This window comes from Streptomyces sp. ISL-1 (assembly GCF_018614585.1).
GTDB classification, from domain to species: Bacteria; Actinomycetota; Actinomycetes; order Streptomycetales; family Streptomycetaceae; genus Streptomyces; species Streptomyces maoxianensis.
Map to the genome: position 1 here is coordinate 37,003 of NZ_JAGGOI010000048.1, position 23,211 is coordinate 60,213.

24 protein-coding genes and 1 pseudogene are annotated in these 23,211 nt (G+C 70.4%); 14 read left to right on the forward strand and 11 right to left on the reverse strand.

Features of this window, described 5'->3' with window-relative positions:
• Positions 1 to 93: 93 nt before the first annotated feature.
• Both J7E87_RS29845 and J7E87_RS29850 read right to left on the reverse strand, forming a co-directional pair.
• Positions 94 to 930 carry a TetR family transcriptional regulator gene (locus tag J7E87_RS29845; RefSeq protein ID WP_251018203.1) on the reverse strand — a complete coding sequence of 279 codons (837 nt, stop codon included), beginning with the start codon at positions 928 to 930 and terminating at the stop codon, positions 94 to 96.
• Between the two features lie 118 nt (positions 931 to 1,048).
• Complete coding sequence (locus J7E87_RS29850) at positions 1,049 to 2,830, reverse strand: 3-hydroxyacyl-CoA dehydrogenase family protein (RefSeq protein WP_215097719.1); 1,782 nt, start codon at positions 2,828 to 2,830, stop codon at positions 1,049 to 1,051.
• Positions 2,831 to 3,146: 316 nt separating this feature from the next.
• Between J7E87_RS29850 and J7E87_RS29855 the strand changes: the two genes are divergently transcribed.
• On the forward strand, positions 3,147 to 3,713 hold the full coding sequence (locus J7E87_RS29855; RefSeq protein ID WP_215097720.1) for an adenylosuccinate lyase: 567 nt from the start codon (positions 3,147 to 3,149) through the stop codon (positions 3,711 to 3,713).
• Between the two features lie 56 nt (positions 3,714 to 3,769).
• Here the strand turns inward: J7E87_RS29855 and J7E87_RS29860 are convergent, their stop codons facing one another.
• From J7E87_RS29860 to J7E87_RS29870, 3 genes are read right to left on the reverse strand one after another with little or no spacing between them, the layout of a single operon-like run.
• Positions 3,770 to 4,291, reverse strand: a complete 522-nt coding sequence (locus tag J7E87_RS29860; protein ID WP_215097721.1) for a GNAT family N-acetyltransferase — start codon at positions 4,289 to 4,291, stop codon at positions 3,770 to 3,772.
• A 9-nt stretch (positions 4,292 to 4,300) separates the two neighbouring features.
• Positions 4,301 to 4,702, reverse strand: a complete 402-nt coding sequence (locus J7E87_RS29865; RefSeq protein ID WP_215097722.1) for a RidA family protein — start codon at positions 4,700 to 4,702, stop codon at positions 4,301 to 4,303.
• 42 nt (positions 4,703 to 4,744) lie between these two features.
• Positions 4,745 to 5,779 (reverse strand): Rv2578c family radical SAM protein, encoded by a 1,035-nt coding sequence (locus J7E87_RS29870; RefSeq protein ID WP_215097723.1) that lies wholly within the window; start codon positions 5,777 to 5,779, stop codon positions 4,745 to 4,747.
• A 152-nt stretch (positions 5,780 to 5,931) separates the two neighbouring features.
• Between J7E87_RS29870 and J7E87_RS29875 the strand changes: the two genes are divergently transcribed.
• From J7E87_RS29875 to J7E87_RS29905, 7 genes are all read left to right on the forward strand, one after another.
• Positions 5,932 to 6,375: an SRPBCC family protein gene (locus J7E87_RS29875; protein ID WP_215097724.1), complete on the forward strand. Its 444-nt coding sequence runs from the start codon at positions 5,932 to 5,934 to the stop codon at positions 6,373 to 6,375.
• A gap of 190 nt (positions 6,376 to 6,565) precedes the next feature.
• On the forward strand, positions 6,566 to 8,944 hold the full coding sequence (locus tag J7E87_RS29880; RefSeq protein ID WP_308313124.1) for an MFS transporter: 2,379 nt from the start codon (positions 6,566 to 6,568) through the stop codon (positions 8,942 to 8,944).
• 222 nt (positions 8,945 to 9,166) lie between these two features.
• Complete coding sequence (locus J7E87_RS29885; protein ID WP_215097726.1) at positions 9,167 to 9,892, forward strand: class I SAM-dependent methyltransferase; 726 nt, start codon at positions 9,167 to 9,169, stop codon at positions 9,890 to 9,892.
• 74 nt (positions 9,893 to 9,966) lie between these two features.
• Complete coding sequence (locus tag J7E87_RS29890) at positions 9,967 to 10,800, forward strand: M55 family metallopeptidase (RefSeq protein WP_215097727.1); 834 nt, start codon at positions 9,967 to 9,969, stop codon at positions 10,798 to 10,800.
• The gene (locus J7E87_RS29895) at positions 10,793 to 12,127 is read left to right on the forward strand and encodes a M20/M25/M40 family metallo-hydrolase (protein WP_215097728.1); all 1,335 of its coding nucleotides are present in this window, start codon (positions 10,793 to 10,795) and stop codon (positions 12,125 to 12,127) included. The genes J7E87_RS29890 and J7E87_RS29895 overlap by 8 nt, the downstream gene beginning before the upstream one ends.
• A 12-nt stretch (positions 12,128 to 12,139) precedes the next feature.
• Entirely contained in the window at positions 12,140 to 14,233 is a 2,094-nt protein-coding gene (locus J7E87_RS29900) for a prolyl oligopeptidase family serine peptidase (protein ID WP_215097729.1), read from the forward strand.
• Entirely contained in the window at positions 14,230 to 15,171 is a 942-nt protein-coding gene (locus tag J7E87_RS29905; protein ID WP_308313125.1) for an LD-carboxypeptidase, read from the forward strand. Before J7E87_RS29900 ends, J7E87_RS29905 begins: the two co-directional genes overlap by 4 nt.
• 3 nt (positions 15,172 to 15,174) lie before the next feature.
• Here the strand turns inward: J7E87_RS29905 and J7E87_RS29910 are convergent, their stop codons facing one another.
• Both J7E87_RS29910 and J7E87_RS29915 read right to left on the reverse strand, forming a co-directional pair.
• Positions 15,175 to 16,272, reverse strand: a complete 1,098-nt coding sequence (locus J7E87_RS29910; protein WP_215097730.1) for an adenosine deaminase — start codon at positions 16,270 to 16,272, stop codon at positions 15,175 to 15,177.
• Between the two features lie 66 nt (positions 16,273 to 16,338).
• Positions 16,339 to 17,085, reverse strand: a complete 747-nt coding sequence (locus J7E87_RS29915) for a GntR family transcriptional regulator (RefSeq protein WP_215097731.1) — start codon at positions 17,083 to 17,085, stop codon at positions 16,339 to 16,341.
• Between the two features lie 250 nt (positions 17,086 to 17,335).
• Between J7E87_RS29915 and J7E87_RS36615 the strand changes: the two genes are divergently transcribed.
• Entirely contained in the window at positions 17,336 to 17,560 is a 225-nt protein-coding gene (locus tag J7E87_RS36615) for a Tn3 family transposase (protein WP_374195242.1), read from the forward strand.
• 103 nt (positions 17,561 to 17,663) lie between these two features.
• On the opposite strand, the gene J7E87_RS29925 is transcribed toward J7E87_RS36615, so the two are convergent.
• On the reverse strand, positions 17,664 to 18,029 hold the full coding sequence (locus J7E87_RS29925; RefSeq protein WP_215097733.1) for a MerR family transcriptional regulator: 366 nt from the start codon (positions 18,027 to 18,029) through the stop codon (positions 17,664 to 17,666).
• Positions 18,030 to 18,197: 168 nt separating this feature from the next.
• Between J7E87_RS29925 and J7E87_RS36290 the strand changes: the two genes are divergently transcribed.
• Positions 18,198 to 18,410: an SDR family NAD(P)-dependent oxidoreductase gene (locus J7E87_RS36290; RefSeq protein ID WP_308313126.1), complete on the forward strand. Its 213-nt coding sequence runs from the start codon at positions 18,198 to 18,200 to the stop codon at positions 18,408 to 18,410.
• 445 nt (positions 18,411 to 18,855) lie between these two features.
• Positions 18,856 to 19,728 (forward strand): enoyl-CoA hydratase/isomerase family protein, encoded by an 873-nt coding sequence (locus J7E87_RS29935; protein WP_215097734.1) that lies wholly within the window; start codon positions 18,856 to 18,858, stop codon positions 19,726 to 19,728.
• 186 nt (positions 19,729 to 19,914) lie between these two features.
• Here the strand turns inward: J7E87_RS29935 and J7E87_RS29945 are convergent.
• The 3 genes and pseudogenes from J7E87_RS29945 to J7E87_RS29955 form a co-directional block, all read right to left on the reverse strand.
• Positions 19,915 to 20,054, reverse strand: a pseudogene (locus J7E87_RS29945) (transposase); the annotation flags it as partial.
• 196 nt (positions 20,055 to 20,250) lie between these two features.
• On the reverse strand, positions 20,251 to 20,508 hold the full coding sequence (locus J7E87_RS29950) for a hypothetical protein (RefSeq protein WP_215097735.1): 258 nt from the start codon (positions 20,506 to 20,508) through the stop codon (positions 20,251 to 20,253).
• A gap of 423 nt (positions 20,509 to 20,931) precedes the next feature.
• Complete coding sequence (locus tag J7E87_RS29955) at positions 20,932 to 21,312, reverse strand: helix-turn-helix domain-containing protein (RefSeq protein WP_215097736.1); 381 nt, start codon at positions 21,310 to 21,312, stop codon at positions 20,932 to 20,934.
• 109 nt (positions 21,313 to 21,421) lie between these two features.
• Here J7E87_RS29955 and J7E87_RS29960 point away from each other — a divergent pair, with 109 nt between their 5' ends.
• The 3 genes from J7E87_RS29960 to J7E87_RS29970 all read left to right on the forward strand — a co-directional run bounded on the left by J7E87_RS29960 (position 21,422) and on the right by J7E87_RS29970 (position 23,175).
• Entirely contained in the window at positions 21,422 to 21,829 is a 408-nt protein-coding gene (locus tag J7E87_RS29960; protein WP_215097737.1) for a RidA family protein, read from the forward strand.
• Between the two features lie 125 nt (positions 21,830 to 21,954).
• A complete protein-coding gene (locus J7E87_RS29965) occupies positions 21,955 to 22,452 on the forward strand; it encodes a hypothetical protein (protein WP_215097738.1) in 498 nt (165 codons plus the stop codon).
• A 177-nt stretch (positions 22,453 to 22,629) separates the two neighbouring features.
• Positions 22,630 to 23,175 (forward strand): GNAT family N-acetyltransferase, encoded by a 546-nt coding sequence (locus J7E87_RS29970; protein WP_215097739.1) that lies wholly within the window; start codon positions 22,630 to 22,632, stop codon positions 23,173 to 23,175.
• The last annotated feature ends 36 nt before the right edge of the window (positions 23,176 to 23,211 follow it).

Sequence of the window (23,211 nt, forward strand, 5' to 3'; positions counted from 1 at the left end):
TACGCTCCGCTTCAAGCCTCTCCGGCGATTTGAGGAGCCGGGGGCGCGGGGGCCGGGGCCCCCGCGCGGGGTCCGGGGCCGGAGCCCCTGGGGTCAGCCCTGGCGGTCGCCCAGAGCCCGCTCGATGGTGCGCATGACCTCGTCGAGCGATGCGTCGGTACGGGCCACCGTCACCAGTACGTCGCCGCTGGTGCGCGTCGACACGGCCGCCGGGCCGGTCCGCTCGGTCCGCTCGCTCGGCGCGGCGGTCGAGCGGCCCGCTCCTATGCCCGAGCCGAACGTGTCGCGGACGATCGAGAACGCGTGGTCCAGCTGAGCCTCCACATCGCCCTGGCCCCCCGCGCGCAGCCAGCGGCGCAGCACATGGTTGTGCGCGGTGACGACCGCGGACGCGGCCACCTCCGCCAGCAGCGGGTCGTCGTTGCCGACATGGTGGTCGCGCTCGTCGAAATGGCCCAGCAGATAGCGCGTGAACAGCCGCTCGTAGCGGGCCACCGAGGCGATCTCCCGCTCCCGCAGGGTGGGCACCTCGCGGGTGAGGCGGTAGCGCTCCACGGAAACGGCGGGGGAGGCCGCGTACATCCGCATGACCTCCTTGATGCCCCGGCACACGGTGTCCAGCGGGTGCTCGTGGGCCGGGGCCGCGTTCAGCACCGCCTCGGCGCGTACGAGCGTGTCGTCGTGGTCCGGGAAGATCGCCTCTTCCTTGGAGCGGAAGTGGCGGAAAAAGGTCCGGCGGGCGACCCCGGCCGCGGCGGCGATCTCATCGACCGTCGTCGCCTCGTACCCCTTGGTCGCGAACAGTTCCATCGCCGCCGCCGCCAGCTCGCGCCGCATCTTGAGGCGCTGTGCGGCGGCGCGACTGCCCGCGGCGCTTTCCGGAGCGTCCGGCGTCGCTTTGGCACGGGTGGGCTTGGCGGGCTGGGGCATGAGCTGAACGTACTGCATTCGTGCAGCGGAACGCGCCTGCGGGTTGGGGTCGCCCCCACTCGCGGCGGGATGCGGACCGTCCGAAGGATCGAGCAGTCCGCCCCAGCCCGCGGTGCGATCAGCGCCGGGCATATTCGCGGAAGCCACGCCCCGTCTTCCGGCCAAGGCAGCCCGCGGCGACCAGATGCTCGAGCAGCGGCGCGGGAGCCAGGCCCGGGTCGCGGAACTCGCGGTGCAGAACCTTCTCGATGGCGAGCGAGACATCGAGCCCGACCACATCGAGGAGCTCGAAGGGGCCCATCGGATAGCCGCCGCCCAGCTTCATCGCGGTGTCGATGTCGTCCAGCGTCGCGTAGTGCTCCTGGACCATCTTGATCGCGTTGTTCAGGTACGGGAAGAGCAGGGCGTTCACGATGAAGCCGGCCCGGTCGCCGCAGTCCACCGGGTGCTTCTTGATCTTCGTGGTCACCGTGCGGACGGTGGCGTGGACCTCGTCGGAGGTCAGGACCGTACGGACCACCTCGACCAGCTTCATCGCCGGCGCGGGGTTGAAGAAGTGCATGCCGATGACGTCCTGCGGGCGCGAGGTGGCGCGGGCGCAGGCGACGACGGGCAGCGACGAGGTGGTGGTGGCGAGCACCGCGCCCGGCTTGCACACCTTGTCGAGGGTCGCGAACAGTTGCTGCTTGATCTCCAGATCCTCGGCCACCGCCTCCACCGCGAGGTCGACCTCGGCGAACGCGTCGAGCGAGCCGGCCGGGGTGACGCGGGCCAGCGTCGCCTCGCGGGCCTCGGCGGTCATCCGGCCCTTGTCGACCGAGCGGGCAAGGGACTTGGCGATACGGGACTTCGCCGTCTCCGCCTTCTCCAGGCCGCGGGCGGCGAGCACCACGTCGTAACCGGCCTTGGCGAAGACCTCCGCGATGCCGCTCGCCATCGTGCCGGAGCCGGCGACGCCGACCGAGTGGACCTCGCGGCCGGCCGCCGCCTCGGCCGCCGGCTGCGGGGTGAGGGCATCGGGGACCAGGTCCGAGGTGCCGGGGCCGGCGTAGGTGTAGAAACCGCGGCCCGACTTGCGGCCGGTCAGGCCCGCCTCGCTGAGCTGCTTGAGGATGGGGGCCGGGGCGTGCAGGCGGTCGCGGGACTCGGCGTACATCGCGTCCAGGACGGTACGCGCGGTGTCGATGCCGATCAGGTCGAGCAGCGCGAGCGGGCCCATCGGCAGCCCGCAGCCCAGCTTCATCGCGGCGTCGATGTCCTCGCGGGAGGCGTACTTCGCCTCGTACATCGCGGCGGCCTGGTTGAGATAGCCGAACAGCAGCCCGTCAGCGACGAAACCGGGCCGGTCGCCGACCGCGACCGGCTCCTTGCCGAGCTCGCGGGCGAGCGCGGTGACGGCCTCGATGGCGCGCGGCGAGGTCAGCACCGAGGAGACGACCTCGACCAGCTTCATCGCCGGTGCCGGGTTGAAGAAGTGGAGGCCGAGCACGCGCTCGGGGTGGGCGGAGTCCGCGGCCAGCCGGGTCACCGAGAGGGCGTTGGTGCCGGTGGCGAGGATGGTGCCGGGGCGCACGACGGAATCCAGCGCGCGGAAGACCTGCTGCTTGGCCTCGTACGACTCGGACACGACCTCGATCACGAGATCGGCGTCGGCGGCGGCCTGCAGATCGGAGAAGGTGCGGAAGCGGGCGAGGGTGTTGCGCCGCTCCTCCTCGGTGATCCGCTCTCGCTCCACAGCGCGGGCGGTGGAGGCTTCGAGCGCGGTGACGGCCTGGTGGGCGGCGGCGTCGCTGATGTCGATGCCGATGACCTCGTGGCCGGCCCGGGCGAGCACTTCGGCGATGCCGGTGCCCATGGTGCCGAGACCGACGACGGCAATGGTGTGGAGAGGGGTGTCCATCGGGGGACTCCAGGGTGAGTGACGACTGAGGAGGGCGCGCGCGGGCGAGAACGCCAAGGGGCGCGGGGCACACAATTGCGTGGCCTGGTACAGCGCCGACGGACTCTGTCCCGGAGTCGCGTCGTACTCACGCATGTGCAGAACTCGTGTGCAGAACTACCGAACCGACAAGCACTCGCGGTGGCTGCGTCACCAGGCCACCGTGAGCTGTGCGGGGGTTACCCGCTCACTTGAGGTTAACTCGCGAGTAACGAGCGCGCCAGACCTGGCCGGGTGTGATCTGGATCGCGGCGTCATCGCCGATACGCTGGCCGCCATGGATGAGGAGTTACGGTCGCTGGCGCGGCGGCTGCGGGGCGAGTCGGGCGGCTCGGCGGCGTACGAACGGCTGCTGGTCACGGAGGATCAGGAGGAGCTCGCCGGAGTTCTCACCGAATATGAGCGGCCCCTGTGGGCACGGGAGATCGCGGCCTACCGTCTCGGCTGCGCGGGGGATCGGCGGGCCTTCGAGGCGCTGGTGCTGCTCCTGAACCACCGCGACCCGGAACGTTGCGTCTCGGCGGCCCACGCCCTGTCCCGCCTGGCGGACCCCCGCACCGCCCGCGCGGCGGCGGCGCTCGCCACGAATGAGCTGCGCGTCGCCTACGCCCTGGTCCCGGTCCGGCTGCTCACCCGCCTGCGGGCCCCGGAGTCGGTCCCAGCGCTGATCACGGTCCTCGCCCGCCGCCTGACCCCGGGCGACCCCCACTGGCGCCTGGCCCTGGCCTGCGTCGAGGGTCTGGGTGCCCTGGGCGACAAACGAGCGGCGACCGTCCTCCGCTCGGCCACCACGCACCCCCGTCTGATGGCGGGGGCGGAAGCGGCACTGGCCCGCCTGGGCTGAGGGCCAGGCGCTCCTTTGCGGCAGGCGCGGAGCGGGAGCAGGCCCGGCTCCCGCCGTCACCGCGTCAGCGCGCTGGCGTACCGCACCTCCGGAACCACGACCCCGTTCACCTCGAACGGTTCCTCCGCGCCGTCCGGCGCGAAGCCCGCCTTCTCGTAGAAGCGGCGGGCGCGCGCGTTCTCCTCGAGGACCCAGAGCGTCATCCGCCCGAAGCCCGCGGCCATCGCTCCGCCCGTCAGCTCTGTCATCAGCGCCCGCCCCACCCCCGTGGAGACCTGCTCCTGCAGCACATACAGCGCGTACAGCTCGCACTGGTCGGCCGTCGCGTCCTCGTCCCGGCTCGGTCCGCAGCACCCCCACCCGACCACCTCGCCATCCCGCTCGGCCACCACATTGGTCAGCCGGGAGTGGCCCTTGGCGAGGAATTCACGGCGCCTCGCCGCGTCCTCCTCCACGCTCATCGTGTCCAGATACGACTGCGGCATCAGCCCTGCGTACGCGTATCGCCAGCCTTGAACGCGGACCCTGGCGACCGCATCGCAGTCGTCCAGGACCATCTCGCGGATCCGTACGTCCATCGGTTGGCCCTACTCCCCGACCAGCGCGAACGCCTCGATCTCGACGAGCAGTTCGGGCCGGAACAGCGCCGCGACCTGGACCGCTGAGCTCGCCGGGAGCCGCCCCGCGTCGATCACCTCGTCGCGCGCGGCCCGGACCGCCGGGAGGTGTGCCACATCGGTGACGAAGTACGTCAGCTTGACCACGTTCTCGAAGGTGGCGCCCGCCGCCGCCAGACAGCGGCGGAGGTTTTCGAAGACCTGCCGAGCCTGCGCCGCCGGGTCGCCCTCGCCCACCACGTTGCCGCCCTCGTCGAAGGCGCACTGTCCCGATATCGCGACGAACCGCCCGGTCCCCCAGACGACATGGCTGTAGCCAGTGCCGGGGGCGACGCCTTCGGGGGCCTTCACGTGGGTGAGCTCGATAGTCATGCGGTCATCCTCGCGCACGCCACTGACAATCGGCCGCCGGCCTCAGAGCAGGGTGAGTTGGGTCGGTTCAGGCCTCACAGGATCCGGCTCCGGAGGCATCGGGATACGCCGCGGCACTCCCCGGTCCGCCGGGCCTATCCCGAACTCCGCTGCCAGTTCGTGGACAAGGCGGGTGATCCGGCGCTGGTACCACTTCGGCGCGTATGCCCCCTCCGCGTACAGCCGCTCGTACCGCCGTACCAGCTGCGGATGGTGCTGCGTCAGCCATGCCATGAACCACTCGCGCGCGCCGGGCCGCAGGTGCAGCACCAGCGGGGTCACCGACGTCGCCCCGGACGCGGCGATCGCGCGTACCGTCGCGCGGAGCTGGTCCGGATGGTCGCCGAGGAAGGGGATGACCGGCGCCATCAGCACCCCGCAGCCGATGCCGTGATCGGTGAGAGTGCGTACGACTTCGAGGCGGCGCTCGGGCGATGGCGTGCCCGCCTCGACCGTGCGCCACAGCTCGCGGTCCGTGAAGCCGACGGAGACCGAGATCCCGACCTCCGTCACCTCCGCCGCCTGCCGCAGCAGATCCAGGTCGCGCAGGATCAGCGTGCCCTTGGTGAGGATCGAGAACGGATTCGCGTGGTCTCGCAGAGCCGAGATGATGCCTGGCATCAGGCGGTAGCGCCCCTCGGCCCGCTGATAGCAGTCGACGTTCGTCCCCATCGCGACATGCGCGCCCTGCCACTGTCGAGAGGCCAGCTGCCGGCGCAGCAGCTCCGGCGCGTTGATCTTCACGACGATCTGGGAGTCGAAGCCGAGTCCGGTGTCGAGGTCCAGATAGCTGTGTGTTTTGCGGGCGAAGCAATACACACAAGCGTGCGTGCAGCCCCGGTAGGGGTTGACGGTCCACTCGAACGGCATCCGTGAGGCGCCCGGCACCCGGTTCAGGATCGAACGGGCGCGGACCTCGTGAAAGGTGATGCCGCGGAATTCGGGCGTGTCGAAGGTCCGGGTCGTCACCGCTGACATACCGAAAAGCGCGGTGTCCCCGGCCGTGGTGGGGTTCTCGACCAGATTGTCCCAGCGCATGGCGCCTCCTCGGTAGCAGTGGCCACATAATAGAACACATGTTCCCTTGATCGCTGCTACCCCAGTTTTTGTCCGCGGCTCCCGAGGTGGTTGGCTGGCGGCGCACCTACGAAGACGCGCACCCCGAAGAACCGAGTGCTGGAGGAACAGGAATGGCGCAGGTCGAGGCCACCACGGAACGGATCATCTCGGCGGACGCGGAGAAGGTGTTCGACGCGCTGGCCGACTACGAGAACACCCGCGCGAAGCTTCTGCCCGAGCACTTCAGCGAGTACGAGGTCCGGGAGGGCGGTGACGGCGAGGGCACCCTCGTCCACTGGAAGCTCCAGGCCACCAGCAAGCGCATCCGCGACTGCCTGCTCGAAGTGACGGAGCCGACCGACGGCCAGTTGGTCGAGAAGGACCGCAACTCCTCCATGGTCACCACCTGGACCGTCACCCCGTCCGGCGAGGGGAAGTCCAGGGCCGTCGTCACCACCGTCTGGAACGGCGCCGGCGGCATCGGCGGATTCTTCGAGAAGACCTTCGCCCCCAAGGGACTTGGGCGGATCTACGACGAGTTGCTCGCCAAGCTGGCCGCCGAGGTCGAGAAGTAGCCTGCCGGGATTTTCTCGAGCTCACCGATTCGAGTGGTTTTCCGTACGGGGTCTGTTGTACGCCGTAGGGGCTCCGACCGGCGCTTAAGCCGCTCACTCAGGCTTCCCACAGCAACTCGTCGCGCTTGCCCGCAGTTGTCGCGTAATGCGAGAAATGGGCCCGCGCAGGCGCGACGAGGGGAGCATGCACGTGGGCGGGATCACTCTGGTGAAGGACGAGCCGACGGCTCCGGCCGCGGCCGTACCGCCTCCGCATGCGGATCAGGCCGGGGCACCCGCGCTCAGCCCGCGCCGCGTACGCCTCGTCTTCTTCGGCCTGATGCTCGCCCTGCTGCTCGCCGCGCTCGAGCAGATGATCGTCGCCACCGCCCTCCCGAAGATCGTCGGCGAGCTCCAGGGCCTGGAACGGATGCCCTGGGCGATCACCGCCTACCTCCTCACCGCCACCATCGGCCTGCCGATCTACGGCAAACTCGGCGACCTCTTCGGCCGCAAGGGCGTCTTCCAGTTCGCGATCGTCGTCTTCGTCATCGGCTCCGCGCTTGCGGGCTGGTCCCGCAGCATGGACGAACTCATCGCTTTCCGTGCCATCCAGGGCATCGGCGCCGGCGGTCTCCTGATCGGTGTGCAGGCGATCATCGCGGACATCGTCCCGGCCCGGGAGCGCGGCCGGTTCATGGGACTCATCGGCGCGGCCTTCGGACTCGCGTCGGTCGCGGGCCCGCTGCTCGGCGGCTTTTTCACCGACCATGTCTCCTGGCGCTGGTGCTTCTACTTCAACGTCCCCTTCGGCGTGCTGACCCTGCTCGTCGTCACCGTGGTGCTGAAACTCCCCAAACCCGCCGCGCGCGCCCGGCTCGACGTTCTCGGCGCGCTGTTCCTCGCCGCCGCCTCCACCTGCCTGGTGCTGCTGACCAGTTGGGGCGGCACGGAGTACGCCTGGGGCTCGCGCGTCATCCTGGGACTGGCGGCCGGGGCGGCGGGAACCATCCTGCTCTTCATCGTCGTTGAGCACTTCGCCCCCGAACCGATCATCCCGCTATGGCTGTTCCGCGACTCGATCTTCAACATCACGAGCCTGGTCGGCGGGGTCGTGGGCGTCGCGCTCTTCGGCGCGGCCGGCTATCTGCCGACCTTTCTGCAGATGGTCGACGGCGCCAGTGCCACCGAGTCCGGGCTGCTGATGCTCCCGATGATGGGCGGCATCGTCGCCGCCTCGATCGTCTCCGGCCGGCTCATCAGCCGTACCGGCCGCTACAAGGTCTATCCCGTGCTCGGCAGTGCGATGTCGGCGGCCGGCATGTGGCTGCTGTCGCGGCTCGAGGCCGACACGCCGCGGCTGGAATACAGCATCTGGCAGGCCGTGCTGGGCGTCGGCATCGGACTGGTGATGCCGGTCCTCATCCTCGCCGTGCAAAACGCCGTGCCGCCCGCCGACCTCGGCGTCGCCACCAGCGCCAACAACTACTTCCGGCAGATCGGCGGCAGCGTCGGCGCCGCCGTCTTCGGCACGCTCTTCGCCGCCCGCCTCACCGACGCGCTGGCCGACCGCCTCCCGGCCGGCGCGGGCCTGCCCGACCCGGCATCCATCACCCCGCAACTGGTCCACGCGATGCCGCCCGCCCTGCGCGACGGTTACATCCAGGCGTACGCGGACGCGATGCCACGGATCTTTCTCTACCTGGTGCCGGTGCTCGCGCTCGGCCTCTTCATCGCCTTCTTCCTCAAGGAGAAACCGCTGGTGTCCTACAACGCATCCGCCCCGGAGACCGCATCCGTACCGCAGGCCCGCAGCGCACCCGCGTACACCTCGGGCGTCCCGGTCTGCGGCATCGTCCAGCACCACGACGGCAGCACAGTCCCGCGCGCCGCCCTCACCCTCATCGACGTACAGGGGCACCAGATCGGGCGCGGCGCGAGCGGCGAGGACGGGCGGTACGCACTGAGCGTGCCGGGGGCCGGCTCGTACGTCATGATCGCGGCGGCGGCCGGGCACCAGCCACAGGCGGTCACCGTCACCGTCGGAGAGCGGCCGGTCGACCTCGACGTGGTCCTCGGCGGCGCGGGCCGGCTCGCCGGGACCGTCGTGACGGCGGACGGCACGCCTGTGCGGGACGCGGCCGTGACGCTGACCGACGTACGCGGCGATGTCGTCGCCACCGCCCGCAGCGGCCGCGAAGGCGGCTATGTCATCACGGAGTTGGTGGCGGGGGAGTACACCCTCGCCGCGAGCGCCCCCGCCTTCCGGCCCGCGGCGCTACCGGTGAGCGTGCAGGCGGCCCGCGAGACCCGGCAGGACGTAGAGCTGGCGGGCGGAGCGGTGCTGCGGGGCACGGTGCGGGCCGGTGACGGCCGCCCGGTCGAGGACGCGCGCGTCACACTGCTGGACGCGGCCGGCAATGTGGTGGACACCCTCACCACGGGCCCCGACGGCACCTTCCGCTTCGTCGACCTGTCATCGGGTGAGTACACGGTGATCGCGGCGGGCTATCCGCCGGTGGCGACAGTCCTGCAGGTCGCGGGCGGCGGACGCACCGAACGCGATCTTCAGCTGGGGCACGAGGACTGAATACCGATCAGTTCTGCGCGGGCGCACGACCCATCCCGCCTCCGTTGCCCCGTCAGTGGTCGGGCCCGGCGACGAGCGGCCGCGGCGTGCCTGTCGGCCTGCGCGCGTGGCGGCGTGCTGAAGGACCGAACGCCGCGTGAAGGAATGAGCCGGGCGCTTGTCGGGGTAACCCAGGAGCGATAGACCGATCTTGACGTCGTGTCACATCCCTGGGAGCTGGTCATGAGCGTGACGAGTCGGTACAAGGATGCCTGGGAAGGCTTCTGGAGTGAGGCTTCCGACGAGCCGGGAGCCGTCTTCTGGGACGCGGAGCCGGCCCTGACCGCGGGAATCCATCTCGCGCTCTACGAACCGCATGTGACGGAACCCGAACTGACCCTGGTGGATCTGGGCTGCGGCAATGGCACACAGACCCGCTTCCTCGCCGACCGCTTCCCGCGTGTCCTCGGGGTGGACCTGTCGGCGGCCGCCATCGAACTCGCCGGAAGACAGGACAAAGTAGGGCAGGCGCGGTTCCGGGAGATCGACGCGGTGGACGGGGCCGAGGTGGCGCAGCTGCACGCCGAACTGGGCGACGCCAATGTCTATGTACGCGGAGTGCTCCACCAGTGCGACCCCGAGGACCGGCAGGACCTGGCCGACACCGTCGCCACACTGGTGGGGGAGCGCGGGCGGGCCTTCGTGGTCGAGCTCGCTGAGGCCGCCGGGCAGAAGCTGATGGGCCTGGCGCAGTCGCCGTCGGGGCTGCCGCCGAAGCTTCAGCCGGTCTTCCGGCACGGGCTCGTGCCGGGGGCGGTGGCCGACGCCGAGCTGGTGGAATTCTTCGACAGTGCCGGGCTCGACGTGCTCGCGAGCGGTGAACTTCCGCTGACGACAACGGAGTATGCGGCGGACGGATCACGGGTCGAGCTGCCATCGAAATGGCTGGTCCTTGGCCGGAACGGGTGATGCAGGAGGTGTGACCCCCGGGTAGTTATCCACAGGGCTGGCCCGGCTGCCGGGCGACGCGTACGGTTCCAGACATGAAGATCCTCATCAGCGCCGACATGGAAGGCGCCACCGGTGTGACCTGGCCGGCTGACGTGCTGCCCGGCACTCCCCAGTGGGAGCGCTGCCGGACCATGTTCACCTCCGATGTGAACGCAGCGGCCCTCGGCTTCTTCGACGGCGGCGCCGATGAGGTGCTCATCAACGAAGCGCACTGGAGCATGCGCAATTTGCTGCTGGAGGGGCTCGACGAGCGGGTAGCGATGCTCACCGGCAAGCACAAGTCGCTGTCGATGGTGGAGGGCGTGCAGCACGGCGACGTGGACGGCATCGCGTTCGTCGGCTACCACACGGGGGCCGGCGCGGAGGGTGTGCTCGCCCACACCTACCTCGCCAACTCGATCACGGGCGTCTGGCTGGACGGCGCGCGGGCGAGCGAGGGCCTGCTCAACGCCCATGTGGTCGCGGAGTTCGGCGTGCCGGTGGTGCTGGTGACCGGTGACAACCTGACCTGTGTGGACGCCGACGGCTACGCGCCCGAGGCCCGCAAGGTCGCGGTGAAGGACCACGTCTCGCGGTATGCGGCGGTGTGCCGCACCCCGGGCCGTACCGCGTCCGACATCCGCGGCGCCGCGAAGGAGGCGGCGGCCCTCGCCATTCGGCACGAGCCGGTGCGGGGCGGCCCGTTCACCGTGGAGCTGGAGTTCGACGCGGAGCATCTCGCGGCGGCGGCCACCGTAGTGCCGGGCGTGGCAGGGAGCGGCGAGCGTCGCGTCGCGTACACCAGCGGGACCATGTATGAGGGCATTCGCACCTTCAAAGCGGTCACGACGATCGTCTCGGCGGCAGTGGAGGAGCAGTATGGCTGACGTGACAACGCCCATCGACGGCCAGGCTCTCGACGAAGTGGTGACCTTCACCTCCGAGCTGATCCGCATCGACACCACCAACCGCGGCGGAGGCGACTGCCGGGAGCGGCCCGCCGCAGAGTATGCCGCCGAGCGGCTGGCCGGCGCCGGCCTTGAACCCACCCTGCTGGAGCGCACCCCGGGTCGTACCAATGTCGTCGCGCGGATCGAGGGCACCGACCCGTCCGCCGACGCCCTGCTCGTCCACGGCCATCTGGACGTGGTGCCCGCCGAGCCCGCCGAATGGTCCGTGCACCCCTTCTCCGGGGAGGTCCGGGACGGGGTGGTGTGGGGCCGCGGCGCGGTCGACATGAAGAACATGGACGCGATGGTCCTCGCGGTTGTCCGGGCCTGGGCGCGCGCCGGCGTCAGGCCCCGGCGCGACATCGTGATCGCGTACACCGCCGACGAGGAGGCAAGCGCCATCGACGGCGCGGGCTTCCTCGCCGACCACCATGCCGGCCTCTTCGAGGGGTGCACGGAAGGGATCAGCGAGTCCGGGGCCTTCAGTTTCCACGCCGGCCCCGGGATGACGCTCTACCCGATCGCGGCCGGGGAGCGCGGCACGGCCTGGCTCAAGCTCACCGCGCACGGCAGGGCCGGACACGGCTCCAAGGTCAACCGGGCCAACGCCGTGAGCCGGCTCGCCGCTGCCGTCGCCCGGATCGGCGAGCACCGGTGGCCGGTGCGGCTCACGCCGACCGTGCGGGCCGCGCTGGCCGAGCTCGCCGTGCTGCACGGCATCGAGACCGATGTGGACGCGGACCATTTCGACGTGGACGCGCTGATGGCGAAGCTGGGGCCGGCCGCCGCGCTGGTCGAGCCGACTGTGCGCAACAGCACCAACCCGACCATGCTGGAAGCCGGTTACAAGGTCAATGTCATTCCGGGGCAGGCCACCGCGTACATCGACGGGCGGATGCTGCCCGGCTGCGAGGCCGAGTTCGAAGAAACGCTGGACCTGCTGACCGGACCTGACGTCGAGTGGGAGTTCCACCACCGCGAGGTGGCTCTGCAGGCTCCCGTCGACTCCCCGACGTTCGCCAAGCTGCGCGCGGCCGTGATGCGTTTCGACCCGGGCGCGCAAGTCGTGCCGTACTGCATGCCGGGCGGCACAGACGCCAAGCAGTTCTCCCGGCTCGGCATCACCGGCTACGGTTTCTCGCCGCTGAAGCTTCCTGCCGGCTTCGACTACGCGGCAATGTTCCACGGGGTCGACGAGCGCGTTCCGGTCGACGCGCTGCACTTCGGTGTGAACGCTCTCGACCACTATCTGCGGTCCGCATAGGGGGAGTCGGTAATGGTACCCACGGGAGCCTACGGAACCTGGCCGTCACCCATCGACGCGGCGCTCGCCGCCTCGCACGACGGGCGCCCGGAGTTCCTCGGCATGGTCGCCGACGAAGTGTGGTGGACCGTGCCACGTCCCACCGAGGGCGGCAGACGAGCCCTGATTCGCCGGCGGGCAGATGGCGGCGAGGAGTCGGTGCTCCCCTCCCCGTGGAATGTTCGCAGCAGAGTCATCGAGTACGGCGGGCATCCCTGGGCCGGAGCCGGCCGCGCCGAGAGCGGTCCGCTCCTCGTCTTCGTCCACTTCCCCGACCAGCGGCTGTACGCCTATGAGCCCGATGTGCCCGACGCCGTGCCGCGCCCCCTCACCCCGGTGTCGGCGGTCGGCGGTGGGCTGCGCTGGGCCGACCCGCAGCTCCGTCTGGAGCGAGGCGAAGTCTGGTGCGTACTGGAAGAGTTCACCGGCGAGGCCGCCACGGACGTACGCCGAGTGATCGCGGCCGTGCCGCTGGACGGCTCGGCGGCCGAGGACCGGGGGGCGGTGCGGGAGCTCTCCGACGACAGGCACCGATTCGTCACCGGGCCGCGGCTCTCACCGGACGGGCGGCACGCCGCCTGGATCGCCTGGGACCATCCGCAGATGCCCTGGGACGGCACGGTCGTGATGCTCGGCGAGGTGACGGCGGGGGGCCCGTTCGGTGGCGCGCGGCAGGTCGCCGGGGCCACGGACGAGTCGGTTGCTCAGGTCGACTGGGCCCCGGACGGCTCGCTGCTCTTCGTCTCCGACCTCGGCAACTGGTGGGAGTTGCAGGGGGTCCGGCTGGAGGCGCTGGTCTCCGGAGTCGCGCCCAAAGTCCCGCCCGGAGTGGGGCCCGAGGTCGTGCCTGGGGTGGGGCCGGGGCCCGGCGTCGCGCCCGCGGTTCTGCCCGGGGCCGTGCCGAGCACCGGCCTCTGCCCGGGCCGCGGGGAGGAGTTCGGCGGGCCGCTGTGGAAGATCGGCCTCAAGTGGTTCCACCCGCTGGACAACGGGCTGATCGCCGTTATCCACGGCAAGGGCGCCACTGCCCTGGGGATACTCGACCCGGAGACCGGCGAGCTCGTCGACGCCCCGGGGCCGTGGACCGAGTGGGCCTCCACCCTCGCCGTGCACGGCGACCGGGTCATCGGGGTCGCGGCCAGCCCCCGCAGTGCCTACGAGGTCGTCGAGCTCGACACCGCCACCGGGCGGACCAGGGTGATCGGCTCGGCCCACGACGACCCGGTGGACCCGGTGTACTACCCGGAGCCGCAGATCCGCACCTTCACCGGCCCCGACAACCGGGAGATCCACGCCCATATCTATCCGCCCCACAGTCCCGACCGGATAGCGCCCGACGAGGAGCTACCGCCCTTCGTGGTGTGGGCGCACGGTGGCCCCACCAGCCATGCACCGCTCGTCCTCGACCTGGAGATCGCCTACTTCACCTCACGCGGCATCGGCGTTGCCGAGGTCAACTACGGCGGCTCGACCGGGTACGGCAGGGAGTACCGCGACAGGCTGCGTGAGCAGTGGGGCGTCATCGACGTCGAGGACTGCGCGGCCGTAGCCGAGGCGCTGGCCGCCGAGGGCACGGCCGACCCGGCCCGGCTCGCCATCCGCGGCGGCAGCGCGGGCGGCTGGACCACCGCCGCCTCGCTCACCACCACCGACGTCTACGCCTGCGGCACCATCATCTACCCCATCCTCGACCTGGTGAGCTGGGCCACCGGTGAGACCCACGACTTCGAGTCGCAGTATCTCCAGTCGCTGGTAGGTCCGCTGGCCGAAGTCCCGGGCCGCTACCGCGAGCGCTCGCCGCTGCAGCACAGTGACCGGATCAGCACCCCGTTCCTGCTGCTCCAGGGCCTGGACGATGTGATCTGCCCGCCCGCGCAGTGCGAGCGCTTCCTGGCGCGGATGGCGGGTCGCGGCATCCCGCACGCGTACATCGCCTTCGAGGGCGAGGGCCACGGCTTCCGCAGAGCCGAGACCATGATCCGCGCACTCGAGGCCGAACTGTCCCTGTACGCCCAGACCTTCGGCATCCCCCACCCCGACGCCCCGCTGCTGGAGCTCAAGAAGTGACCCGCACGCCCCTGACGCCCCTGACCCGCCCGGCGCGACTGCGGCCGGGGGCCAAGGTCGCCGTCGTGGCGCCCAGCGGTCCCGTGCCGGGCGAGCGGCTCGACGCGGGCCTGGAGATCCTGCGCGGCTGGAACCTGGACCCGGTCGTACTGCCTCATGTCCGCGACCAGCACCCCGAGTTCTGGTATCTCGCGGGGGCCGACCGGGACCGCGCCCGCGACCTGACGGAGGCATGGTGCGACCCGTCGGTCTCCGCCGTCATCTGCGCCCGCGGCGGCTACGGCGCCCAGCGCATGGTCGACCTGCTCGACTGGACCGCGATACGCGCAGCCGGCCCCAAGGTCTTCGTCGGCTACAGCGATGTCACAGCCCTCCACGAGGCCTTCGCCGTCCGGATGGGACTGGCCACCCTGCACGGCCCGATGGTCGGCGCCGCCACCTTCCTCAAGGACGCCCCCACCCAGGAGTCACTGCGGGCCACGCTCTTCGAGCCCGAGTCGGTACGCACCCTGGGCCTGGACACGGCCCGCACGATGGTCCCCGGGCGCGCCCGGGGCATCACACTCGGCGGCTGCGTCAGCCTGCTCGCCGCCGACCTGGGCACCCCGCACCCCAGGCCGTCCGCCCGCGGCGGTCTGCTGCTGATCGAGGACGTGGGGGAGGAGGACTACCGGCTCGACCGAGTTCTCACCCAACTGCTGCGCTCCGGCTGGCTGGAGGGTGTTGCCGGGGTCGCGCTCGGGTCATGGGCGCAGTGCGGTCCGTACGAACAGGTGCGGGCGGTGCTGCACGACCGGCTCGGGGGCCTTGGCATACCGGTCGTCGAGGAGCTGGGTTTCGGGCACAGCCCGACCGCGCTGACGATGCCCCTCGGGGCGCCGGCGGTGCTGGACGCCGACGCGTGCACGCTAACGCTGGATGAACCCGCGCTGATCTGAGGCCTAGACCGTGCCGGGGTCCTGGACCGTGCCCCGCTCCCGCAGCGCCGCGTATCCCGGCCGGATCACCTCGTCGATGAGGCGGCGGCGCTCCGGCAGCGGCAGGAACGCCGACTCGACCGCGGCGACCGTGAACTCCTCGAAGACCTCGGTGCCGTAGCCGAAAGCGTCCACCATGTGCTGGAACTCCTGGCTCATGGTGGTGCCGGAGACCAGGCGGTTGTCCGTGTTGAGCGTGATACGGAAACCGAGGCGGCGCAGCAGGTCGATGGGGTGCGTGGCGTAGTCCTTCGCCGCGCCCGTCTGGAGGTTGGACGTCGGGCAGACCTCCAGGGCGATGCCGTTGTCGCGTATGTACGCGGCCAGGTGGCCCAGGTCCGCCGTGCCGTCGTCGTGCACCGTGATGTCGTCGGTGATGCGAACGCCGTGCCCGATCCGCTCGGCGCCGCAGATCTGCACCGCCTCGTGGATCGACTCGGCGCCGACGGCCTCGCCCGCGTGGATCGTGAAGTGGCAGTTGTGCCGCTTCAGATGCTGGAAGGCGGCCAGATGGCGGGCCGGCGGGTTGCCGATCTCACCGCCCGCGATGTCGAAGCCGGCGACCCCGCGCTCGCGGTGGGCTACCGTCAACTCGGCTATTTCCAAGGAGCGTTCGGTGTGGCGCATACCGGTGAGCAGGGCGCGGACCGTGATCCGGCCGCCGGTGCGGCGCTCGCCCTCGCGCAGGCCCGCGTTGACCGCGTCGACGACCTCGTCGAGGGTCAGGCCGCGCTCCAGGTGTTGCTCGGGGGCGTATCGCACCTCCGCGTAGACGACCCCGTCCGCCGCCAGGTCCTCGGCGCACTCCGCCGCGATGCGCTCCAGCGCCTCGGGGGTCTGCATCACCGCGCAGGTGTGGGCGAAGGTCTCCAGGTAGCGCTCCAGCGAGCCGGAGTCCGCGGCGTCGCGGAACCAGGTGGCGAGCGCGGCCGGGTCCTCGGTGGGCAGCTCGCGGTAGCCGCACTCCCGTGCCAGTTCGATGATCGTGGCGGGGCGCAGGCCGCCGTCGAGGTGGTCGTGGAGGACGGCCTTGGGCGCGCGGAGGATGTCAGACAAGTGCATGCACCGGGAGTGTACGCCACGTCTGAGGGACACGCCGTGACGGCGGTCTCCTCTCCGGCGCCGCGGTCAGTTCGACTGGAGTACGGGCATGGCGGGCGCACCGGTAGGCAGCATGTGCTTCGCCGCCAGGATCGGGATGTCACCGACCCGGACCACCTGCGTGACCAGCACCGCAGGGGTGTCGGGCGCCCGGCCCAGCTGCTCGCCGCGCCGCTGCCCGAGGAGGGTCGCGGTCACCCCGCTGTGACCGGTCAGCGCGACCCCGCGGGAGGCCGCGGCCAGCACCGCGAGCATGGAGGTGGCCGGAGCGGGCGTGGTCCGCAGCGCCTCGGCGAACGCCGGATGCTCCCGCTCCAGGACCTCTTCGGCGGCCGCCCACTCCTGGCTGAGCGCCGCCGCCGTGCCGTCCCCCGTCAGCAGCGACTCCCAGAAACGCAGCTCCGCCCTGGCCGGCGCGAGCAGATGCTGGGTGGTGAAGTCGGTGGGCTCCTCCACCGCGCGCAGCAGTGGCCGCACCCGGAGCGGCGAGCCGGTGGACAGCAGCTCCTCCAGGGGCTGGATGTACTCGTAACCCCGCCGCAGCGGGCGGTCGTTGACCGTCCGCCCGACTCCTCGGCGGACCGAGAGCAGTCCGTCCTCCTGGAGCAGCAGCAGCGCCTCGCGCAGGGCGGGCCTGCTGACCCCGAGCTCGGTCGCGAGCCGGGGCTCCGACGGCAGTGTGGAGCCCGGGGGATAGGTGCCCTCGTGGATGGCGTCGGCGATGCGCTCGTACAGAACGACGACTGGCCTCCGCTGTTGCCCGCTGACTGCCATTGGCCCTCCTCGGCTCACTTGTCAGCAAGCTATGCGAGCCCGAGCGGTGGGGCAAACGCCCGCTGGATCCGGGATGAGCTGCGATTTGTCGGCCATCGGGAATTCGCGGTGAGCAGGGCGAGTCCTCTATGCGCGTAGAGTTCACCAGGTAGGAGGCTACTTGTCTGACAAGGCGGTGCTGTCTGGCGGCGGTGACTCCCAAAGATGCGCCCGGCTGTCCTCGCCCACCACTGAACCCGAGGTCGGGTGGGTGATCCGCACCGTCCAGCTGCCGCGCTACCTCTCGGACGCGCCGCTCCGAAGCCGGGTGACCGCCGCGACCAACAAGTTTGAGGCGTTCAACGGCTTCTCGGACCGGGTGCGCTTCAGTCAGCGCGGAGTTCACGTCGCTGGTGGCCAACCTGGTGATCTTCCCCAACACCCTGGGCATCGCGGACGTGGTCCGCCGGCTCCAGGCCGAGGGCTGGATCATTGACCCGCTGGACCTCGCCCGGATCTCCAGCGGGCGCGGGTTGGTCATGCGACGGATGCCGTGTCGTGTCCCGAGGGTCAGTCCCGTCACCGTTCCAGCGCGCTCATCAGGGACAGGCGCGGCCGGTCTGCAGGGTGGTGACAGCCGCGGTGATGATGGTGTCGAGCCTGTCCCGGGTATTCGCCAGGTTGCTGATCTGGGTGTCGATGCGGTCCCGCTCCGCCGTCAGCCGGTCGAGCAGCTCGGGCGTCACCTCACCGGTCACGACGCACGGCAGAAGTTCCACGATCGACCTGCTCGGCAGCCCTGCCCCGTACAGCTGCTGGATCAGCAGTACGCGGTCGACGGCGCTGTCCGGATAGTGCCGTTGCCCGCTGGGGCTGCGTTCGGAGGCGAGCAGGTGCTGCTCTTCGTAGTACCGCAGCGCTCGCACGCTCACGCCTGTCCTGGTGGCGAGTTCCCCGATGCGCATCGCGCCTCCCTTGCCTGTCAGGGTCCGACATTCCTACCCCTGACGTCAGCGTAAGGGGCGGCCCCTTCGATCAAGGCCGGATCCAGCGGAAGAGGGCAGCGGCACCCGGTCTCGGCGGCAACTGCGGCGTCCTATCCGCGTACCGCCGCGTACCTTCCCGTCCCCAACATGGCCGTCTACGCGGCAGCCAAGGCGTTCGTGCTGAGCTTCACCGAGGCCCTGTGGCAGGAGTCCCGTGGCACCGGGTTGCGCGTGCTCGCACTGTCTCCCGGCGCGACCAGCACCGAGTTCTTCGACGTCCTCGGCACCAACGCCCGCGGACGGCGGCTCCAAACGCCAGCCCCCTGGGGAGGTCGTGGCGACGGCGCTGCGGGCCCTTGACCGCCGCACACCACCGCCGAGCGTCGTCTCCGGCCGACTCAACCGCGTGATGGCGAGCCTGGGCCGGGGGTTGAGCAGGCGTCGTGCGGTCCTGCTCATGGGATCCATGACCGCCGCACACTAGGGTCTGGCTCTTCGAGCAGGTAGTTCGGCGTGCTGCCGCGCTCAGCAGGGGGACGCCGCCGTCATGCTGCCCACCAGCACGCCGCCGGAGCCCCGAAGATCCACCGCACGCACCGCGCCCGTCGCCTCAAAGGGAGGCCCGAGGACCGGGACGGGCGCGCCTGTCCCGGTCCTCGGGCCTGCGGACGCGAAGCCGTGGCTTCGGCGATGCCGTGATCGGCGTGGCGCGCGTCACACCTTCTTGCCTCTGACGTCAGCGTCAGCTTTTAGCGTGATCGATGGAGGGCCTGCGGGCCGGAGAATCCACCGAGAGAAGGACGAGATGTCGTCGTACGACGAATACACCAGTCTGCGCGTGGCGATCGACGCGGGCGTGGCCCATGTCACGCTCGACAACCCGCCGGTCAACATGCTCGACACGGCACTCATCAACGAACTGCACGACTTCGCCGGGGCTGTCCGCGGGGACGAGCAGGTGCGCGTGATCGTGGTGCAGAGCGCCGACCCGGACTTCTTCGCCGCCCACGTCGACCTGAGCTTCATGCTCAAGCCGGAGACCTTCGCAGAGCTGGCCAACCCGAACGCTGTCGCCGGCGGCGACGAGTCGCTCCTCAATCCCATGCAGAAGCTGATGCTGCGCTTCCGCACGCTGCCGCAGGTGACGATCGCCAAGCTCGCCGGGCGCCTTCGGGGCGGCGGTAACGAGCTGGCGATGGCACTCGACATGCGCTTCGCCGCCAAGGGGCGGACATGGCTCGCCCAGCCCGAGACCCGGATGGGCATCATCCCCGGTGGCGGGGGCACCCAGCTGCTGCCCCCGCTGGTGGGGCGCGCCAGGGCTCTGGAAGTGATCCTCGGCGGGAACCTGTTCGACGCGGAGGTGGCCGAGCGCTACGGCTGGATCAACCGCGCGCTCCCGGCCGAGGAACTCGACGGCTTCGTCGACGCACTCGCCCGGCGCATCGCGGCGCTGCGCCCGGAACAGATCGCCGCGGCCAAGGCGGCGGTCGGGGCCGCATCGACCAGCGGCGGGCACCTGCTGGAGGGGCTCGGCGAGGAGAGCAAGGCACTGGGCGGGGTGTACCCGGCTCCGGACGCGGTGGTCGAGCGCATGCGCGCCGCCGTGGAGGCCGGCGCACAGACCCGCGAAGGCGAACTCGACCTGGAGGCTTCGCTGGACCGCGTTCCCTGGTAGGGCTTTGTCAGGTGTTGCCGTAGGGCTGCCATGGGGTGCCCAGGGTGGTCTTCAGCTCGCGGTAGTAGTGCTGGATGCGCCGGCGGAGCTTGGCGAGCCTGACCAGGTCGCGGGCGGGGATGTCGGCGGGCAGGTTCGAGATCCAGTACTTGACCGGCTCCTCCTGTCCCGGGTGCCAGTGGGCCGGCGGTCGCCGCCCCGGTTGAGGCGGTGCCGGTGGGTACGGCCCGAGCCGGCCGGGACCGGGGCCGCGCGCATAGATGCGCGAAGGATGCCTCCGATCTGAGCCGGTCAGGGTTGTCGCCCGCCGTGGCCAGGAGCTGGGCGGGGGTCTCATGCCGACGCCATGCAGTACGACCAGTTCGGCACCGCCCGGAGGCCGGCCATTCGCGCGGAGGACAGCCGAAGCGTCAGTCAGAGGGGCAGGCTTCCGAGCGGTACGACTACATCCCCACGGTCAGTCAACGGCACACCCGGACCAGCGGCCGGCTGATCTAGCCGAAACTGCACGGTCGGTCGTAGTCAGGTGTCTTCGGGATCCAGCTCGAAGATGAAATAGATGCTCAGGCAGTAGGGCTCGTCCTCGCCATGGAGGAAGTCCCACGACACGTCTGACAGGCGGATTCGTTGTTCCCGCACCCACTCATGGGCTTTCTTGAAGGCTTCCGCGGCAGTTGTGGCGAGGAACAGCTTCCTGGCCATGGGATGCACGCCAGTCTCAGCGTCCGAGTCGTCGAAACCCTCCGGAACGTCCAGGCAGAAGTTGGGATCGAGCTCCATGGAGTGCGCCCTTTCCAGCCGATTCAGCCAGTACGAATTGACAGAGGTTGCCCTCTGAGCATGACGCCGGGTAAGACCGCCACACACCCGGAAGGGTTGCTTCTGCCGACCCTGCGGCGAGGTGACTCAGCCGATGAAACGGCCCCGCGATGATCCGAACGACACTGCCTGGCTAGCCGCAAGCGCCCGCCGGACGGACTGGTTCGGGCCGCACCGCGAGCCTTCGGGGCGAGCCGGCACAGGCATCCGCGCAGATCAACTGGCAACCGGCCACCGGCGGAGCGCACGCGCTCAGCCGGCTACCGGCGGACCGCACTCGCAGAGCACCGCCCCTCCATCAGTGGCGGACACTGCCCCGGCCCGCGCTCGGGGGCCTGCGAGTGCGTTCCTTCGCGGCTGCACGGCAAGCGAGTCCTCAACCCGTCAGGCGTCGAAGCGGTGGCGGGAGGCCTCGATGCTTCCGAGGTACTGGTGTGTCCAGTCGCACAGTCCGTCGATCGTCACCCGCAGGGCCTGGCCCGGCTCGGTGAGGGCGTACTCGACCCGCGGCGGCACGACGGGGTGCACCGTCCGCTCGACCAGACCGTTGCGCTCCAGCATGCGCAGGTTCTGGGTGAGCATCTTGTGGCTGACGCCCTCGATCTCGTCCCGCAACTCGCTGAAGCGCAGGGTGCGTTCACCGAGAGCCTCGATGATCAGGAGCGCCCACTTGTTGGCGACGTCCGAGAAGATCTCCCGCGCCAGAGAGTCCGCACGCCTCAGGTCCGCATCCTCGGGCGAGCCGCTGAACTGCTTGGTCACCATCAGGTTCCCCAGTCACTGAAAAGTGCGTTCTTCCATGTCAGCGGCCACTCTCCTACGGTTCCTGAGTAACCGCAAGAGAGCGGCTCTCATAGCAATGGAGGCAGACAGCATGGCCATCACCCTGGTGAACCCCAACGGATTGCCGGAAATCGACGCCTACCGGCAGGTGTCGATCGCGACCGGGTCGAAGCTGGTCTTCATCGCCGGGCAGGTCGCCTGGGACGTCGACGGTGTCACGGTCGGCGAAGGCGACCTCGCCGCTCAGGTCGAGCAGTGCTACGTCAACATCGGCACCGCCCTGGCCGCGGCAGGCGCCTCCTTCGACGACGTGGCGAAACTGACCGTCTACGTCGTCGACTGGACCCCCGACAAGATGCCCCTGCTCATGGAGGGGCTCGGTCGGGCGGCCGCGAAGCTGGGGGTCACCGCGACACCCCCTGCCTCGCTGCTGGGCGTAGCGGCACTGGACGTACCCGACCATCTGGTCGAGGTCGAAGCCACCGCCGTCATCGACTGAGCAGGCGCTCTTCGCCCCGGGACTGTCCGACCCCGGCGTCCGCCGCGGTGCGGGTGCCGGGCACGACGGGCCTGAGATCTGAGGCCGACGGCCGGGCTGTCAGTACCGGCTGGGACACTCCCACTTTGGACACCACACCCGAGCAGATGAGCTCCCGGACAGCGGCCGGATGGACCGTCACGCTCGCGGGCCTCGGAGCAGTCGCCGGCTTCGTCTGGGACGGGCCGTTCCTCGCCGTCGCCTGCGCCCTTTCCCTGGGAGGCGGCGCTGCCCTGGGCACGGTCCTGTCCCGCCGTCGAATGATCGCAACCATTCGGGAAGGACAGGGGAAGGCCGCCGGGCTCGGGTACGCCGACGGAATCTCGGACATGGTGGTGCTGGAGATATCCGCGTACAGGACCTCCGTCTTTCCGCTGTCCGGCCCCGAAGCGGTAGACCCCGCCGAGCGCAGGGCGCGCCGTAAGGCCGCCTACCGGCTCACGGCCGCCGACGGGCTTCCCCACCACATTCGCGAGGCCGCGGCCGCAGCTCTCGAAGCGATCGACGACGCGCGTGACCGCGACACCCAGTCCGCCATCGAGGACCTCATGAAGGCCGTCCAGGAGCAGCGCCGCGGCATGTGACCGCAGCTACCGCCGGCCCTCTTCGTGGCCTGCACCCGAAGGTTCCCGAGGACCATCCCTCGCTGTGCCGTCCGACGATGTCCACGCCGCCTTTGGTGTCCAGCTCCAGCGCGGTATCCCTCACCCGTACGGCCCGCTACCGCACTCATAGGGCCAGAAACCGTTCATCCTGGTCCCATGAGCCCCGCCTCCCCTTATCTCGCCGCAGCTCCGCGGGTCGGTATACGCCACTACGCGTACGAGGACAGCGAAGAATTCACGGCGCTGGCCCGCCGGAGCACCGGTCACCACCGGCCCTGGCTCTTCCCGCCCATCACCGCGGAGGCGTACGCCGCCTACGCCCAGCGGATCATCGAGGACCCGGCCAAGTCCGGATTCCTCGTCTGCCGGCGGGAGTCGGGCCGCATCGCGGGCTTCATCAACATCAACAACATCGTCGAGGGCGGCTTCCGCAGCGGGGCCATCGGCTACGGCGCCTTCTCCCATGCCGTCGGCCACGGCCTGATGAGCGAGGGACTCGGCCTGGTCGTGCGGTACGCCTTCGGCCCGCTGCGCCTGCACCGGCTGGAGGCCAACATCCAGCCCGGGAACGCGTCGTCGATCGGGCTCGTACGCCGAGCCGGCTTCCGGCTCGAGGGCTTCTCGCCCGACTTCCTCTTCATCGACGGGGCCTGGCGCGACCACCAACGCTGGGCGATCACGGCGGAGATGCTCGACCGCTGACCGTCCCGGGTCCTCGGCGACCGTGGCCGCCTTTGC

Coding starts and splice junctions, on each gene's coding strand:
- J7E87_RS29960 (WP_215097737.1), top strand. CDS start 21,422: ATGGCCATCACCCTGGTGAACCCCAACGGATTGCCGGAAATCGACGCC.
- J7E87_RS29845 (WP_251018203.1), bottom strand. CDS start 930: ATGCCCCAGCCCGCCAAGCCCACCCGTGCCAAAGCGACGCCGGACGCT.
- J7E87_RS29935 (WP_215097734.1), top strand. CDS start 18,856: ATGTCGTCGTACGACGAATACACCAGTCTGCGCGTGGCGATCGACGCG.
- J7E87_RS29925 (WP_215097733.1), bottom strand. CDS start 18,029: ATGCGCATCGGGGAACTCGCCACCAGGACAGGCGTGAGCGTGCGAGCG.
- J7E87_RS29910 (WP_215097730.1), bottom strand. CDS start 16,272: ATGCACTTGTCTGACATCCTCCGCGCGCCCAAGGCCGTCCTCCACGAC.
- J7E87_RS29915 (WP_215097731.1), bottom strand. CDS start 17,085: ATGGCAGTCAGCGGGCAACAGCGGAGGCCAGTCGTCGTTCTGTACGAG.
- J7E87_RS29860 (WP_215097721.1), bottom strand. CDS start 4,291: ATGGACGTACGGATCCGCGAGATGGTCCTGGACGACTGCGATGCGGTC.
- J7E87_RS29900 (WP_215097729.1), top strand. CDS start 12,140: ATGGTACCCACGGGAGCCTACGGAACCTGGCCGTCACCCATCGACGCG.
- J7E87_RS29870 (WP_215097723.1), bottom strand. CDS start 5,779: ATGCGCTGGGACAATCTGGTCGAGAACCCCACCACGGCCGGGGACACC.
- J7E87_RS29950 (WP_215097735.1), bottom strand. CDS start 20,508: ATGGAGCTCGATCCCAACTTCTGCCTGGACGTTCCGGAGGGTTTCGAC.
- J7E87_RS36290 (WP_308313126.1), top strand. CDS start 18,198: ATGGCCGTCTACGCGGCAGCCAAGGCGTTCGTGCTGAGCTTCACCGAG.
- J7E87_RS29875 (WP_215097724.1), top strand. CDS start 5,932: ATGGCGCAGGTCGAGGCCACCACGGAACGGATCATCTCGGCGGACGCG.
- J7E87_RS29895 (WP_215097728.1), top strand. CDS start 10,793: ATGGCTGACGTGACAACGCCCATCGACGGCCAGGCTCTCGACGAAGTG.
- J7E87_RS29955 (WP_215097736.1), bottom strand. CDS start 21,312: ATGGTGACCAAGCAGTTCAGCGGCTCGCCCGAGGATGCGGACCTGAGG.
- J7E87_RS29890 (WP_215097727.1), top strand. CDS start 9,967: ATGAAGATCCTCATCAGCGCCGACATGGAAGGCGCCACCGGTGTGACC.
- J7E87_RS29970 (WP_215097739.1), top strand. CDS start 22,630: ATGAGCCCCGCCTCCCCTTATCTCGCCGCAGCTCCGCGGGTCGGTATA.
- J7E87_RS29865 (WP_215097722.1), bottom strand. CDS start 4,702: ATGACTATCGAGCTCACCCACGTGAAGGCCCCCGAAGGCGTCGCCCCC.
- J7E87_RS29885 (WP_215097726.1), top strand. CDS start 9,167: ATGAGCGTGACGAGTCGGTACAAGGATGCCTGGGAAGGCTTCTGGAGT.
- J7E87_RS29850 (WP_215097719.1), bottom strand. CDS start 2,830: ATGGACACCCCTCTCCACACCATTGCCGTCGTCGGTCTCGGCACCATG.
- J7E87_RS29855 (WP_215097720.1), top strand. CDS start 3,147: ATGGATGAGGAGTTACGGTCGCTGGCGCGGCGGCTGCGGGGCGAGTCG.